Origin of the sequence: Arthrobacter sp. S41 (genome assembly GCF_004320535.1) — a bacterium.
Taxonomy (GTDB): Bacteria; Actinomycetota; Actinomycetes; order Actinomycetales; family Micrococcaceae; genus Glutamicibacter.
Genome location: NZ_SIHY01000001.1, coordinates 397598 through 411853, shown reverse-complemented (window position 1 = coordinate 411853; position 14256 = coordinate 397598). Strand labels below are relative to the sequence as shown.

The window sequence follows — 14256 nt, the reverse complement described above, 5'->3', positions numbered from 1 at the left end:
GTACCTAACGCTTAGGAACTTGCTCGCCAGGATTAAATTGCAGCCACGTTTGGTGGGCAGCTTCTTGCTCGGCCTCTTTTTTGGATGGACCGTGGCCTTCGCCGTAGCCCTTTTCAGCGATGCGCAAGGTGGCTACGTAAGTGCGGGCGTGATCTGGCCCGGAACCGGCAACGTCGTAGCGAAGTTCGCCCATTTTCTGCGAGGCAACAACTTCTTGGATGACAGTCTTCCAGTCGGTAGTCGCACCCACCAGACGAGGGTCTTCAAGCAACGGGGTAACAAAACGCAGGACAAATGCACGCGCGGCGTCCATCCCCTGCACTAGGTACGTTGCGCCCAAAATTGCTTCCACGGTGTCAGCCAGGATGGAGGACTTGTTTGCTCCGTTGGATTGGGCTTCGCCACGTCCGAGAAGCAGGTGTTCGCCTACTTGGAGGTCACGGGCAATGATGGCCAATGCGCGGGTGCTGACGATTGCAGCTCGACGTTTCGCTAGATCGCCTTCAGGCAGATCAGGGAAAGTAGCGTACAAGTATTCAGCTACGCAGAAGCCAAGGATTGAGTCGCCGAGGAATTCAAGGCGCTCGTTCGTTGGAATGCCACCGTTCTCGTATGAATACGAGCGATGGGTAAATGCAAGACGAAACGTCTCGGAATCAATATCGATTCCGAGACGCTTCATTAGTTCTTCTTTAGAAGACATGTCTTAGACGTCTGCGACCTTGCGACCCTTGTACTCAAGGAACAATTCGGTACCAGCCGAGTCAGTCACAACCTTTGCCTGGTGAGGCAGGCTGTAGGTTACGCGACCGTTTTCAACGGTCTTAACCAAGCTCGGTGCGGTAGCCTTCCACTGAGAACGGCGGGCACGAGTATTCGCACGGGACATCTTCCGCTTTGGAACAGCCACGACTACTTCTCTTCTCTCTAGTCTAACGTTTTGTTTTGTGCCACATCTTCTGTGGCGTTGTCGGACAGCTGCGCTAGCGCTGCCCAACGTGGATCAAGAACCTCATGGTGATGCTCAGGTTCATCGTTGAGGTTGATTCCGCATTCGTTGCAGAGCCCCAAGCAATCTTCCCGGCAAACCGGCTGGAACGGCAGGGCGGTAACCACTGCGCTCCGCAATACCGGATCGATGTCAATCAAGTCACCGACTACCCAATACTGATCCACATCATCATCGTCTTCGAATTCTTCGCTCTCTTCATAGTAGAAGAGCTCTTGAATATCAGCCTCGTAGTCGTACTCGATAGGATCAAGGCATCGTCCACATTCCCCAGCAATTTGCGCTGTAGCGGTACCCGATACCAAAATTCCCTCATGTACGGCTTCAAGGCGAAGATCTAAGTCAAGCTCAGATCCTCCACGAATACCGATGAGTGCATTTCCCACATCAGTGGGTGCCGGAACCTGCTCGTTTAGAGTCTCCATAGAGCCCGGCGAACGGCCGAGATCCCTGGTTGAAAAAACCAGAGGCGAGTTGCGATCGAGTGCGTCATGTGACGATCGATCAGAACGCTTTTCGCTAATGATGACTCCTACTAAAACATAGTCCGACATTTCATCTTAGCTTGCCGCGACCCAAGTTCCCAAACTGAAACCAGCCAAAGAACCCGGATGTTGGTGTTGCACTCACCACAGCCTATCGCAGTCTCCAGTAAAAGACAGAACACTACACAGCCAAACCAAGCCAAGGGCTCAACTATCGCAATTTATAAACCGCCTTGCACGTTACCTGAGCAAATTTAGGTCATAAGCTCAAAATTCCCTATGTACATAGGCGTTTCAAGGCATGTCAACAGTCCTCAGCTAGATCTTGACCTTATGCTTATGAGAACAGGCAGTTACTAGCGGCAAAAAGGATTTGAGATGAAGGTGTTCAACACCCTGAACAGGGCGGCAAACTATGCCGGCCAACGCCTTGCTGCTAGGCAGCAACGACAGTTCATCACTCGTCATGCCACAGAGCTATTCCACACTCCTGTTGGTGACGCCCGTTATAAAGTCGCCCTGTACTTCGCAGATGAGATGGTCAACGCCTATCAGATTCGCCAATGGTACGAACCGATGAAACGCCTGGCTGAATTCCTGCCAGTTGTTGTCATCACCCGTCGCCCGGATTCTGCCTTGGCTTTACGTGAAGAATGCCCACTGCCTGTTCACTACGCGCCAACCATTGAAGATGTTGAGCGCTTAGTTGATTCCCAAGATTTGCGTCTGGTCTTCTACGTAAACCAGAACATCCGTAATTTCCAGATGATGCGCTTCAATGAACCCAACCACGTCTTCATCAGCCATGGTGAAAGCGAAAAGGCCTACATGTGGTCCAACCAGCTGAAGGCCTATGACTATGTCTTCTCCGCTGGCCAGGCCGCCCGCGATCGCCTGGAACTGCACTTACGTAACTATGATGCCCAAGAACGAACTCGTCTGATCGGCCGTCCTCAGATTGACGTTTCCTACTTGGCCCCCTACTCGCTGAACCCGTCTCTGCCAACGGTGCTCTACGCGCCAACGTGGGAGGGTGACCGTCCGTCAATGAATTATGGATCAGTTGTTTCGCACGGCGAGCAACTGGTTGATGCCCTCATTAAAGACGGTGGCTTCAACTTGATCTTCCGTCCGCACCCACGCTCCGGAATGAATTCCGCAGCCTACGGGCAAATGGTGGAAAAGATTCGCCACAAGCTCGCAGCAGCCAATGCAACGTCGAGTGCTCGGTTACTCTTTGACGACACCGCGCATTGGGGGTGGCAATGGGCCGAATCAGATTTGTGCATCACCGACATCTCCGCAGTTGCCTATGACTTCTTGGCCACCGGTAAGCCGATGTTTGTTACCAAGCCAGTATCTAAGGAAGCCACGGTTACCGATTCGCCCGCATTGGCCAAGGTACCGTCGCTCAGCGCTGACGCTTCTCACGATGCGGCCTCGCTGATTCGTGCCGCTTTAGCTGAAGAGAACGCCAGCTTCCGAGAAGTTGTTGACTACTACTTTGGTGACGTGACGGCGGGAGCCAGCATGCATCGCTTCATTACCGAGTCACTCAAGCTTGTTGTTGGCGAAGTTCAGACCCAACAGTTGCCGATAAAAAAGGCAGCCTAAGGTCACCAGCTAAAAGAACGTTAACGAAATAGTGGAGTGCGAAGAAATTCGCACTCCACTATTTGCGTCTGTACCCTAAACCTTGACTGGGTCGACTAGCCGTTCAAATTGGCTCAGCGCACTTGCCTGATATTCTGCCGGATTAAAGGTCTTTTCAGACTGGAACCCGTTCAGGTGCTTGATCATGCCTTCAGCCAAACCGTCCGCTGAATTCTCTACGAGTAACCCGAAGCCACCCTCAAGCACACTGCGCGAACCCACAACGTCAGTTGATATAGCTGGCATTCCAAGCATCATTGCCTCGATCATGGCCAGCCCTTGACCTTCATAGTCTGAAGAGAAAACGAAGCAATCCGCAGTTTTCAAGGTAGGGAATGGGTTAGCAAGAAGTCCAGTCACCACTACATGTCCGGTCAGCCCTCGCGCCTTGATCTCATTTTCAAGGTCACTTCGCAGTGGGCCATCACCGATGAGCAACAAACGAGTATCTGGGTTCTGCTCATGAACCTGCGCAAAAGCCTGAAGCAGTTTCATCTGCCCCTTTTCAGGTGACAGGCGTGCCATGTTGGCGAAGACTGTCAGGCCAACACCATCAAATACATGAACTGGCTCTTCTAGAGTTGACCAAACTATCGGCTTTTCTAGATCCAAGAGGTTCTCAGAGACGGTGAACTTCTCTGGCTCTATACCGAAGAGTGTTGAGAGTTCCTTTTCATTCTGCTCCCCCACACTTTGAGTCACCGAGACCAATTGATCATAGTGGCGGTAGGTAGCAAACAACCCTGGCATTGTTCCGAAGCGGAGCTTCCACTCGCCCACCATGTCGTTGTGCAGGTAGATGTAGTTGCGTTCTGCGTTATTCCGAGCGGCAGCAAAAAGGCTGGCCCAGAAGCGAGAGTACCCTTCAAAGTTGATGGCGGCGTCAAACTTGGCATCGCCAAAGGAGCGTTGCATCTCTCGGGTCATGGTTTGCATGTGTACATTCTCAGCACCCGGCGAATCAAATCCACGATGTGCATGATAGCCATCAGAGACGTGACGTTCCTCCGCTGACATGATCGTTGCCCCAGCGCGCGGCAAGATCTTCACGTGTTCAGGCAATGAAGACAGGATCTCCATTGAGTCTGCGTTTTTGCTTACCGCGCCCATGTCTACCGCAACAGATACAAGGTACTTTTCTGGGTCCAAGGATCCAATGAGATTGGTAAACGCCGTGGCAATGCCGTTGGGCTTAAACGGTCCTTGGAAGAACAGTAGCTTTGTGCGTTCATCTATTGCAGGGGTAAGAACATGACTCTGGTCAGCAAAGAAGAAGAACTCGATGACACGTTGGACAGCGTGCCCGTCTTCCATGGAAGCGAAGGTTTCCAGATTCGTCTCAAAATTCGGGTGCAGTAGTGCATCAGCACCGGCTAATTGGCGCTGCAGTTCTGTTGCTACATCCTGGATTGAGTCGAGCACTTCTCCAGGCCACGTGGAGCGCTCAAAGTAGAGTCCACGCTCTGCCTCATATGCTTCAAAGTCAGGGGTATAGAAGATCACTGGCTTTTTCGCTGGCAAGAAGTCATAGAAGATCGACGAGTAATCGGTGATCAATACGTCAATGACAGCAAGTAGTTCATTGGTGTCAATTGAAGAAGGGACTACGGTCGCGTCCAGCTCTGCGTCACCAATGAGTTTCTCGGCAAATCGGTGCGCGCGGAAGAGCATGTGGTGCTCCCCTTGGGCGAGTGTGGCTAGGTCCTCGACCAGGCCACTGACATCGTAGGACTGGTCTTTGAGCTGGCCACGCCAGGTGGGAGCAAACAGAACAATCTTCTGATGGTTATTAGGATCAATCCCCAATTCGGTCAGGATTTCATTCCGTCGCTGCGCGGTCGTATTGACCATCTGGTCAATTCGAGGGCTTCCGGTCAGCGCAACCTGGGCTGGGAACAAGCCATCAAGATCGTGGTCCGTGCTCAGGGTCTTGAGCGTGTGGGCGTTCGGGACCATCATGTGTGTGGTCTGCAGGAAGTTGCGCTGCACGTTACGGTGCTCCGCCACTCCATCCTTCACGAGCTTACCCATGAACTTCAGCGGAGTACCGTGCCAGGTGTTTAATACCTGCTGGCCTTCACGGCGCGCGAAGTACGTTGGGAACGTGGCATTGTTGATCAAATATTTTGCCGTGCCCAGCAACCGGATGTATTTGTCAGAATGTTGCTTGATCACTGCAACATCAGGATCATTGGCCAGCTGTGCTGGAACCTCGGAGTATTCGTTGTACACCCAGGCGTAGCGGAAGTTTGCGAAGCGAGGATCCTGACGCATGCCGCGGTAGATCGCGTACGGATGGCAGTGAACATTCTTGCCATGTGAAGATTCGAAGAGCACCAGGTGCTCATCCAGCTCTTCAACTTCGCGGGCATGAATGGCTAGAGCACCACGACGACGGCCCACGCCCTTAAGCGCATCACCTAGTCCTGCTACTGAGATCTCAGTGAAAAGAATCATGCCAACAAAGTACTGGCACGCCTTCTCAAATTCGCCTAGCTTGGCATAGGCCTGTCCGGCCCTAGCTTGCCACTGACGTTCTGTGGAGGATGCATGCCACAGTGCGGAGGAATACGACTGGGCAGCGACTGACCAGTCACCGGTGGCCGCAGCGATGGCAGCGCGTTGACGATGTTCATTGGCACGTAAGCCAGCTGCCTTGGAACCCTTGAACGAGGTACCGAGGTAGCCCCAATCGGAAGCTGCCTGCAAATAACGTTCACTTGCTTCAGCGAATCGGCCAAGCTGGTGGAGGCTATGGGCATAACGGAAGAGCGCAACTGAACTTTCAATGTGCTTCTGCTCCGGCAACAAGTCAACAAACTGGGAAAAGCTTTGTTCTGCGGCTTCAAAATCGCCTGCACGAGAGAGAACTCGTCCTTGGGCGTAGCCGGCAAGCACTCGTTCTTGAACAGTGTCGGCTAAATTCTGCGCGCGCTGGTAGTAATCCGCTGCCTGGCGGAATTCAAACAGACGGGTAGCCGCTTCGCCGGCCCGGTAGTTCAGAAGGTAAAGATTATTGTTTTCTTCAGTGAGCGAAAGCTGAGTTTCATAGGCATCTAAGGCCTTATTCCAGTCATCCTCACGTTCGTGAATCTTGCCGATGCCAATACTTTGAACAGTCTTATCACGCGAGCGAAGTACAGCATTTGAATACGCTGCCTCAGCTTCGTCCTGCTTGCCTTGTTCTTCGAGGCTACGTCCCAAGCCGTACCAATAATTCACATGGCTATCATCAAGTTCTAAGGCTTTACGATAATACTTTTCTGCCTGCTCGAACCTGGACATGTACGTTGCGGCTTGCGCAGTAAGGAAGAACCACTTCGGATCATCGGCATGCTGGTTTTCATGTTGCACGCGAACATCTAGTTCACGCCAGCGCTGGCTGTTATTCAGTAGGAACGTGGCAATCGCCGAAGACGCCTTGGGATCATCCGGGAAATCTGAGACCAGCCCATCGAGGACCGATGATGCTAGGTCACCTTTTCTGGCCACGCGGGCACAACGGGCCCAGCGGATACGCCACGTCATCTTGCTCGGGTCACCCTGGCATGCCGCTTCAAAAAGCTCTAGGGCGCGCTCATACTTCTTTAGACGCTGCATGGTTAGAGCAAGTGTTTGAATCCAACCGTATCGATGGGGCTGACGAGCGATAGCCGCTTCAATTTGGTGCATGGCCTTGGTGTACTGCTTGCACTTGTATAAGCTGAATCCGTAGCGGAATTGAATCTCAGATGATTGCGAAATCCCGGTGGACAACGTCCGCTCGTAGTACATTGCAGCAATCTTGTAGCGTCCGAGGCGCTCAATACGACGCCCTAGGCCCAGAGCAACACGAGTACGAATTACATCCACCAGATTATTTCCTTCAAACATGGTCTTACTCTTGAGCACCAACCAACGAGTACTCACATAACTACCGATTCTGCCTTAATCTATTCGTGATTTACCCGATTGCGATGAGAGTGTTGGACTCGCGTCGGACAAAACTAGTGGCGGACCAAAAACACCCCAAGTCAACCGAAGGAAGACTTGGGGTGTTGATGAAAGACTATTTCAGATTTAGCTGTGCCATCCGCGGAAATTAACCAAGCTGGCTTCACGCTCAACAATCAGTTCCTGCACAAACTCTTGGAACTTCTTAGTTGAATCACCACGGCGCAAGTCACCGAAGTAGAACTGACGCATCTCTAGACGCTGTGCACGGTGACTATCTTCAGTCAATGCATCCTCTAGCAACGCAGGAAGTTCTTCAGAAGATTTCTTGTCAACAACGTGGCAAGCCTGAGCGATCGGCGCATCACGATGCAGGTTTTCACGGTTGTTCCGACGGTCCGAAATCACCAAAGGCTTTTCCGGATGCAGGTACAGGTAATCCAACCCAACGCTGGATACGTCGGTAATCAAGGCATCGGTGGACTCGAACATAGCAAGGATATTTCCCTGCTCGGAGATCACATGCTCGTTGCCTTTTTCAATGGCAATCTGGAGCAGTTCCTTGATCTGGCGGTGCGCTTGAGCCACGCCTGGAGTCTTGCTTGACTGCACTCGAGGATGAGGCTTGTAGATGATCCGCAAATCCGGCTTCTCCAGCAGAGCTTCAATAATTGCCACACCGTACTGGTCCAACGAGGTGTAATTATTGTCCTCGTTTTCACCTTCCCACGTTGGCGCATACATGACGTCAAACTTTTCGCTTGGTGCAAGTTCAGGTTTGAAGTCAATGTCCAGCTGTGGGCGTCCAGTGACCAGCAATTTGTTGAAGTCAAAGTCAATCAGCATAGCCTCATGACGCTTGATAGCTGCGGGGCCAGCAACAAAGACCTTGTCATAAGCTTTGGCTTTGTTTGAAACCATCGAAAGCTTGTCGCTCTCACCGTGGTTAACGTGAACATGGACCAGACGAGGATGATCCAAAGACTGGAAGTTACTACGTGAGTTGTTTACGTAGATGACCAGCTTGAGATCATTGTCGTCGTAAGCGTCCATAAGATCTGAGAAACGGCGCACAAAAATCTTAGGAAGATCCGTCACCTTACTTGCTGCATTAAAAGCACTGAGGGTGCGAAAGACCAACAGAACTTGTTCTTTCTCATGCAACTCTTCAAGCACAGGCAACCACTGATTCACCTGGTAGATCTTGTCTGCGCCGTCGCCAAAGTACACGGCAACGGAACCAGGCAACGGCACGTTGGATACACCAACATTGGCGCCAGCCGGCTTATTAACAAAGCCCATGGCCCGAGTCAGACGCTTACCCTCAGGCCGGCGTCCAACCTTGCGTAGTGCGACTTTAACGCGGGACTTGATAGAGCTCTTGATATTCAAGCTAGACATAGAATCTTTCAATAAAAGGCTTCAGCAATACGGTGGTTAGAACTACGTTTAGCTCAGTTCTTTAACGATCTGGCTCAATGTATCCAGAGTACTCTTCAATGAAGCCACGTGACGCTCGTCGAATTCACTCAGAACGCGCTTTAGCTCAGTGGTTGAGATTCCATCGGTACGTGGCAAGTAGACAACTTCAACCTCGTCACCGAGGTCATCAAACTTGCCCTTCCAGTCTTCACCGATTCCAAAGACCTTTGCGTCGTACTTGGCGATATCCAGGCGCTTCTGCTCCCAGTTATCTTCGGGAATAGCCAAATCAACGTACTCAATAGCCTGTACGATTTCACGACGCTGATCAAAAGGAACCACTGGCTTCTTGCCCTTGATTGCGTTGAACTCATCGGTCGATACACCGACGATCAAGCGATCCCCCTTAGCCTTAAGGCGCTTCAGGATGTTAAGGTGCCCAACGTGGAAAAGGTCAAAAGTGCCGTAAGTAAGAACCGTTTTGGTCATTAGTATTCTCCTGCGATAGTGAGCAAAACACCTCTATTTCGAGGTCTGCGGCGTAGGTTAGATTCGACCTGAACTGCAGTTGCTCTTCTGTTTGATTATATGGTGTTTGAAAGCTTCAAAAATCATGTCATGTTGAACTGAGCGAAGACTGAATACAGCGCGTCACTTCTCGTATGAAGACTTAAACGGGAACAGCGCGTCAAGCACCCTCTTCGCCAATTGACCGCGTTTTTCCTTCTCACTTACGCTGGCAACTTCGTTCAGGCAAAACATTTGCATGCCACGGCCTCGAACAAGCCGATAGAGCTTCATAGGTAAATGATCGCCGCCTAAATCAACGTACGAATATTCAATATCGGCGGGCACCCCAAGCCCTTCGGCGGCAGCAACATAGTGCGCCAGCGAAGACGGTACCGAAATATCCTCAACGTGCCTGAACTTATGTCTTGCCGTGGCTTTCACTTCATCAGGAAAAGTTTCCCTAATTAATTTGTGGATACTGCGAAGTTGCGGATGAGCAACGTGCTTAAACTTCAGCGAAGTTGTCTTCCCGTATTTTGACTCAATCAATCCAGCATTCAATTTAGCCGCAAGGTTTACAGCAAGGCGGGGGTTGGCGGCTTCAGCGTAGTGGGCCTTGGCTAGTGAATACTTCACCGAACCACTTCCGGTGAAGAACACGTTTGGGGACATTGGCCGTCCGAAGAAGATATCGTCATTGACGTAGATGAAGTGCTCTGAGAGACCCTCGATATTCGCAAGTTGCGTTTCAATCGCGTGCGAGTTAAATGTCGGGAGACATTCTTCAGGAGTATCAAAGATCTCAGCATGGCTAACCAACTTGATCTTTGTGTTTTCGGTATTCAACCAACTAGGCACTTGGCCCGCTGTGACCAGATAGATATTCCGGATCCACGGCATGTTCATTTCCAGAGACCGCAAAGAATACTTAAGTTCATCCCGCGATGTATAACGACCTAGATCACGGCTTGTGGGATGCGCTTCCCCAGCGGGAACCGACTGTTTGAATTCGCGATACGCGGTTTGCCACTCAGGATCAGCAGAATCTACCCAGGTATAAACGGCATCTATAGGCGAGGTAAAGTCCTGGACGTCCGGTGCCAATGTCTTACCGTCAGAATAGACCGCCCACAATGCACCAACCCCAGACTGTCGTCTGCGGGTGATGCCTGGCGTGGAATTAGAACTTTGGACGGACCATACTTGCAAGACGCCGAAACTAGCAGCAACAGAATCAGCGCGAGTGAGCCTAAACCCAGCCGCAAAGAAGCCTTCGACGAGCAAAGCCCAATCGGTTTTTGAAACAGTGGTAATGCCAAGCCAGGGATCTTGCGAAAATTCTACGCCGAGATGCATCGCCACGGAACGTGAACTGGCAATATTCGCATCACGAACATCAGTGATGCTAAGCGAGCTATCAGTGGGGTTGCTGGTCGACCATGCAAGAACCTTTTCCCAGAACGGATCAGGGAGACTGCGGCTTAGCTGCCCTCTCCACCCGTGGATTCCCAAATTTCACACCGTCCAACAGTCGTAAGTAGCACGCATGACAAAGAATTCCATGCTTCGTTCAAAAACATCTTACCGCTTGTTCATCTAAAGTTTGAACAGCGCAGTGAGAAACATCGTACCAACAGGATAGAATTCGACTTCGTTTCTTTACGGTAGTTAAGAGTGACACTCTAGCGCCATGATGTCTTGATTCCAGCCGCTAAGTCGTGTTAGATAATCGGCGGTCGCCCAGAAAGGGTCATCCTCAGCAAAGTAATCCAGCGAAGCTTTGCACGCGGTTCCTTGTACCAAGGGCTGCCTTTCCAGCCGGCCTTCCAGCCAGCCAGATACTGCTTGACTGCGTTTGGTTTGTCTCGCATGCGAAGGCATTCGATCAGCATCCATGTGGTCGGATAGATAAAGCTGAACGGAGCTGGCAGGTTTCGGCGAGCAAGCCACACCCGGTTACGCGCATTAAGACGGTAGAACTCTTCGTGCCTTCGTGGGTCAACTACTGGATGGGCGATACGCATATCGCCTGCGTACCATACGTAGGTTCCGGTATCCCAAATACGCCATGCCAGTTCAATGCCTTCGTGGGCGTACCAGAATCCTCCGGCCCACCCGCCGGTGAGGTCGAATAGCTCGCGAGTCGTCACCAAGCAAGTTTCGCCAACGTGGAATACTCGGCTCGGTTCTTCAGCAGTGCGCTTCTTTAGACGTGGAATCCAACGGGTTGGATCTTGATCGCTGTGCTCCGGATCAGTAATTCGTGGCTGAAGAAGACCCATGCGTGGATACTTTTTGAATCGCTGCACAGCAGCAATCAGAAAATCATCATCTAAGAACCAGGAGTCATCGTCCAGGAAGCAAAGATACTCGCCCTCAACTTGTCCTACTCCTGCGTTCCTGCCGGCAGGAATTCCCAAGTTCTCCGGTAAGAAGTGAGTCTTGATGCCTGCAGGTATATCGGTCGGGTCCCAACCGTTTCCCACGACTACGGCATCGATGGTGACGTCTGACTGCGACAACAATGAGTCTAGAGCCCGACCTAGCTCGACCGGACGGTTGCCCATGGTCAGTACGACAACACCGATTGTTGGAGCCAATCGCTTTTCCATGCACTCCCCTTTCCGTTTATTCGAATTGATACTGCGTCAAAGCTCTAGGCCTTCAAACGCGACGACACCATGTTTGATAGGAAATGGCCAATATTCACCAGCACACATGCCGGTAGCAGGATCCAAATCATCCACTTTTCAGCTAGACCCGGAGCTCCAGCTAGGGCGGAAATAATGGAGCAAACCAGAATGAGCAAGCTTAGCTCCACAGCATGCAATAGGCGGTGGAACGGAAGGAAACGTGCAAGCGAGCGCAGGCGGCCAATCAAAGTGGTCGTTGAAACTGCTCGTGCTTCGGCAGTATCTGGCAATTTAGTTAGACCCGCCATGCCACGCGCAGCATGAACCATAAGCGACTGCGAACGGTTCAGGACCAGCAAGACCGACAGGCAAGCCCCCATAAACAAGGTCGGCCAGGCTTGTTCAGTGAGCATGCCATCAGCGGACAGCTCCATGAACACTCGATAACCCAAGGCAATGGGAATCAATGCCTCGGTGGTGTGGTGACCCACCATGTCGATGAAGATTCCACGTGGAGATTGTGAAGCGCGCCAGCGGGCTACCTCACCATCTGAACAGTCAAAGTACAACTGCACTTGGGACAGCACTACAGCAAGTACGGGTCCCCAGATGCCTGGGATCAGCAGTGCCAAAGACATGCACCAACCAGCCAGAATCATCAGACCGGTCACGCCGTTGGCTGTGATTCGAGTTCTTACCAAAACTGCGGTCAGATAAATTGAGATGTGTCGCAAATACAGTTCAGCAGTCCAGTGTTCCGCGTTTTTCCTTGCTTTGACCTCCGGCGGCTGGCAAACAGCGCGGAGTTGCTCAAGCGTTGGATTTTTTGGGCGTTGAACGCTCACTTAACACGACCCTTGTCCAAGGTACCTGCGGCACCAAAAATACGGCCCTTCAGATAACCAGCAGCCCACGGAAGGTGAATAGATTGGAAAGCCGCAGCAGTCAGAAGTTTCTCTTTTAGGTTCTCACCCTTGGATGCTAATCCAGCTGCAACCGTGGCGGCGGCATAAACCAGAGGCGCAGAGGCAGCAAGGTTAACGAGCGATTGCACCGGTAGCGACACACGTCCGCGCGTCAACGGCGCAAGGATCAACGCAACAGATCCAATGCCCACACCGGCCAATAGCAATGGCGGGATGTCATGTCGCAATGATTTCCCTTCCGGGAATCTGCGCGCAATCTCTCCACGCCAAGTTCCTGAGGCAAAGGACTGACGCGCTAGCGCCACGAAGTTATCTCGTGGGTAATATCCAACTTTGAGTTCCGGATCAAACCAAACCTTGTGTCCCGCCTGGCGGATACGCAAGCACAGTTCCCAGTCCTGAGCTCGCCACATGTTTTCGTCGTAGAAACCAACTTCATCAAATACTTCGCGTCGGAAGATTCCCAAGTAAGCAGACTCGGCTTCACCCTCAGGCGCACCGGAATGGTATGCCGGTCCCCCAAAACCAAATTTGGAGTGGTACGCTGCCGCAATAGCTCGCTGAACAGGAGTTTTTCCTCGCGCGTCCATCAGGCCGCCAACATCGTGGGCGCCTACGCGATAAAGCGTCTCCACACCCCGACTCGTGTAATTGGCAGGGAGTTCACTGTGCGCGTCAACGCGCATAATGATCGGATGAGATGACTTTCTGATAGCTAAGTTCAGAGCAATCGGCGTACGTCCAAGAGGATTATCGACCAAGATCAGCCGAGGATCCGAGGCCGCTAATCGCTGAGCAACTTCATCGGTATCATCGGTGCTTGGACCCAGAGCAATAATCAGCTCTTTATCACCGTCATAATCCTGGGTCAGAATTGAACTGACTGCTTCTTCTAGGTAATCAGCTTCATTCAACACTGGCATGACGTACGATACGCCGGGAAGTTCAGTCATTCGTCTCTTACTTCTTATGTTGCTGGTAGGCCTTGATCACGGTGTCCGGGTCGCCATCCATCTTCTGGACGCCTTTTTCAATCCAGATGCAGCGGTTGCAAGTTTCTTTAATGGAGTTCATCGAGTGAGACACCAAGAACACGGTTCCGGCATTCTCGCGGATTTCACGAATCTTAGCTTCGCTTCGCTTCCGGAACTTCGCATCGCCAACGGCCAGGGCCTCGTCAACGATGAGAATGTCGTGCTCTTTGGACGCAGCGATTGCAAACTTCAGACGAGCGGCCATACCTGAGGAATACGTTCGCATTGGAAGATCAATAAACTCTTCCAGCTCTGCAAACTTAGTGATTTCCTCACGCATTTGCTCAACCTGCTCACGGTTGTAGCCCAATGCCAATCCACCCAAAGTGATGTTCTTGTCTCCGGAAAGATCCGGGATTAGTGCTGCTCCAACGCCAAGCAGACTTGGACGAGAGCGAGCATAAACAGAACCTTCGGCAGGCGGAGTTAGCCCAGTGATGGCACGTAGAAGCGTTGACTTACCGGAACCGTTAGAACCGATAATTCCGATGGACTCGTTTTCATAAGCAACGAAAGAAATACCCTTCAATGCATGTACGGTCCTAACTCCACGCATCTTCGGCTGAAGGAGCTTACGAGCGCCAGCGTTGCCCACGGCTTTACCGCTGGAAAACACTTGGTACTTCACGTGAAGGTTATCGACCATCACGA

Annotated in this window: 12 protein-coding genes; 1 reads left to right on the top strand and 11 read right to left on the bottom strand. The window is 51.7% G+C overall.

The features are described 5' to 3' along the window. Positions 1 to 4: 4 nt before the first annotated feature. The 3 genes from rnc to EYR88_RS01885 are packed head-to-tail and all read right to left on the bottom strand — an operon-like array spanning position 5 to position 1434. Complete coding sequence (gene rnc / locus EYR88_RS01895) at positions 5 to 682, bottom strand: ribonuclease III (protein ID WP_242632431.1); 678 nt, start codon at positions 680 to 682, stop codon at positions 5 to 7. Between the two features lie 24 nt (positions 683 to 706). Next, entirely contained in the window at positions 707 to 910 is a 204-nt protein-coding gene (gene rpmF, locus EYR88_RS01890) for a 50S ribosomal protein L32 (protein WP_060701450.1), read from the bottom strand. Between the two features lie 17 nt (positions 911 to 927). Further along, positions 928 to 1434 carry a DUF177 domain-containing protein gene (locus EYR88_RS01885; RefSeq protein WP_207306456.1) on the bottom strand — a complete coding sequence of 169 codons (507 nt, stop codon included), beginning with the start codon at positions 1432 to 1434 and terminating at the stop codon, positions 928 to 930. Between the two features lie 438 nt (positions 1435 to 1872). Between EYR88_RS01885 and EYR88_RS01880 the strand changes: the two genes are divergently transcribed. Then, on the top strand, positions 1873 to 3108 hold the full coding sequence (locus tag EYR88_RS01880) for a CDP-glycerol glycerophosphotransferase family protein (RefSeq protein ID WP_131088046.1): 1236 nt from the start codon (positions 1873 to 1875) through the stop codon (positions 3106 to 3108). A gap of 75 nt (positions 3109 to 3183) precedes the next feature. Here the strand turns inward: EYR88_RS01880 and EYR88_RS01875 are convergent, their stop codons facing one another. The 8 genes from EYR88_RS01875 to EYR88_RS01840 form a co-directional block, all read right to left on the bottom strand. Further along, positions 3184 to 7056 carry a CDP-glycerol glycerophosphotransferase family protein gene (locus EYR88_RS01875; RefSeq protein ID WP_131088045.1) on the bottom strand — a complete coding sequence of 1291 codons (3873 nt, stop codon included), beginning with the start codon at positions 7054 to 7056 and terminating at the stop codon, positions 3184 to 3186. 150 nt (positions 7057 to 7206) lie between these two features. Continuing rightward, positions 7207 to 8481 carry a CDP-glycerol glycerophosphotransferase family protein gene (locus EYR88_RS01870; protein WP_131088044.1) on the bottom strand — a complete coding sequence of 425 codons (1275 nt, stop codon included), beginning with the start codon at positions 8479 to 8481 and terminating at the stop codon, positions 7207 to 7209. Positions 8482 to 8529: 48 nt separating this feature from the next. After that, entirely contained in the window at positions 8530 to 8991 is a 462-nt protein-coding gene (locus EYR88_RS01865; protein WP_131088043.1) for an adenylyltransferase/cytidyltransferase family protein, read from the bottom strand. Between the two features lie 162 nt (positions 8992 to 9153). Beyond that, on the bottom strand, positions 9154 to 10524 hold the full coding sequence (locus EYR88_RS01860) for a stealth conserved region 3 domain-containing protein (RefSeq protein ID WP_131088042.1): 1371 nt from the start codon (positions 10522 to 10524) through the stop codon (positions 9154 to 9156). A gap of 209 nt (positions 10525 to 10733) precedes the next feature. After that, the gene (locus tag EYR88_RS01855; protein ID WP_131088041.1) at positions 10734 to 11624 is read right to left on the bottom strand and encodes a glycosyltransferase; all 891 of its coding nucleotides are present in this window, start codon (positions 11622 to 11624) and stop codon (positions 10734 to 10736) included. A gap of 44 nt (positions 11625 to 11668) precedes the next feature. Then, positions 11669 to 12490 (bottom strand): CDP-alcohol phosphatidyltransferase family protein, encoded by an 822-nt coding sequence (locus EYR88_RS01850; protein WP_131088040.1) that lies wholly within the window; start codon positions 12488 to 12490, stop codon positions 11669 to 11671. Beyond that, positions 12487 to 13524, bottom strand: a complete 1038-nt coding sequence (locus EYR88_RS01845; protein ID WP_131088039.1) for a glycosyltransferase family 2 protein — start codon at positions 13522 to 13524, stop codon at positions 12487 to 12489. Before EYR88_RS01845 ends, EYR88_RS01850 begins: the two co-directional genes overlap by 4 nt. Before the next feature lie 7 nt (positions 13525 to 13531). Further along, a complete protein-coding gene (locus tag EYR88_RS01840) occupies positions 13532 to 14251 on the bottom strand; it encodes an ABC transporter ATP-binding protein (protein WP_131089755.1) in 720 nt (239 codons plus the stop codon). Between the last annotated feature and the right edge of the window lie 5 nt (positions 14252 to 14256).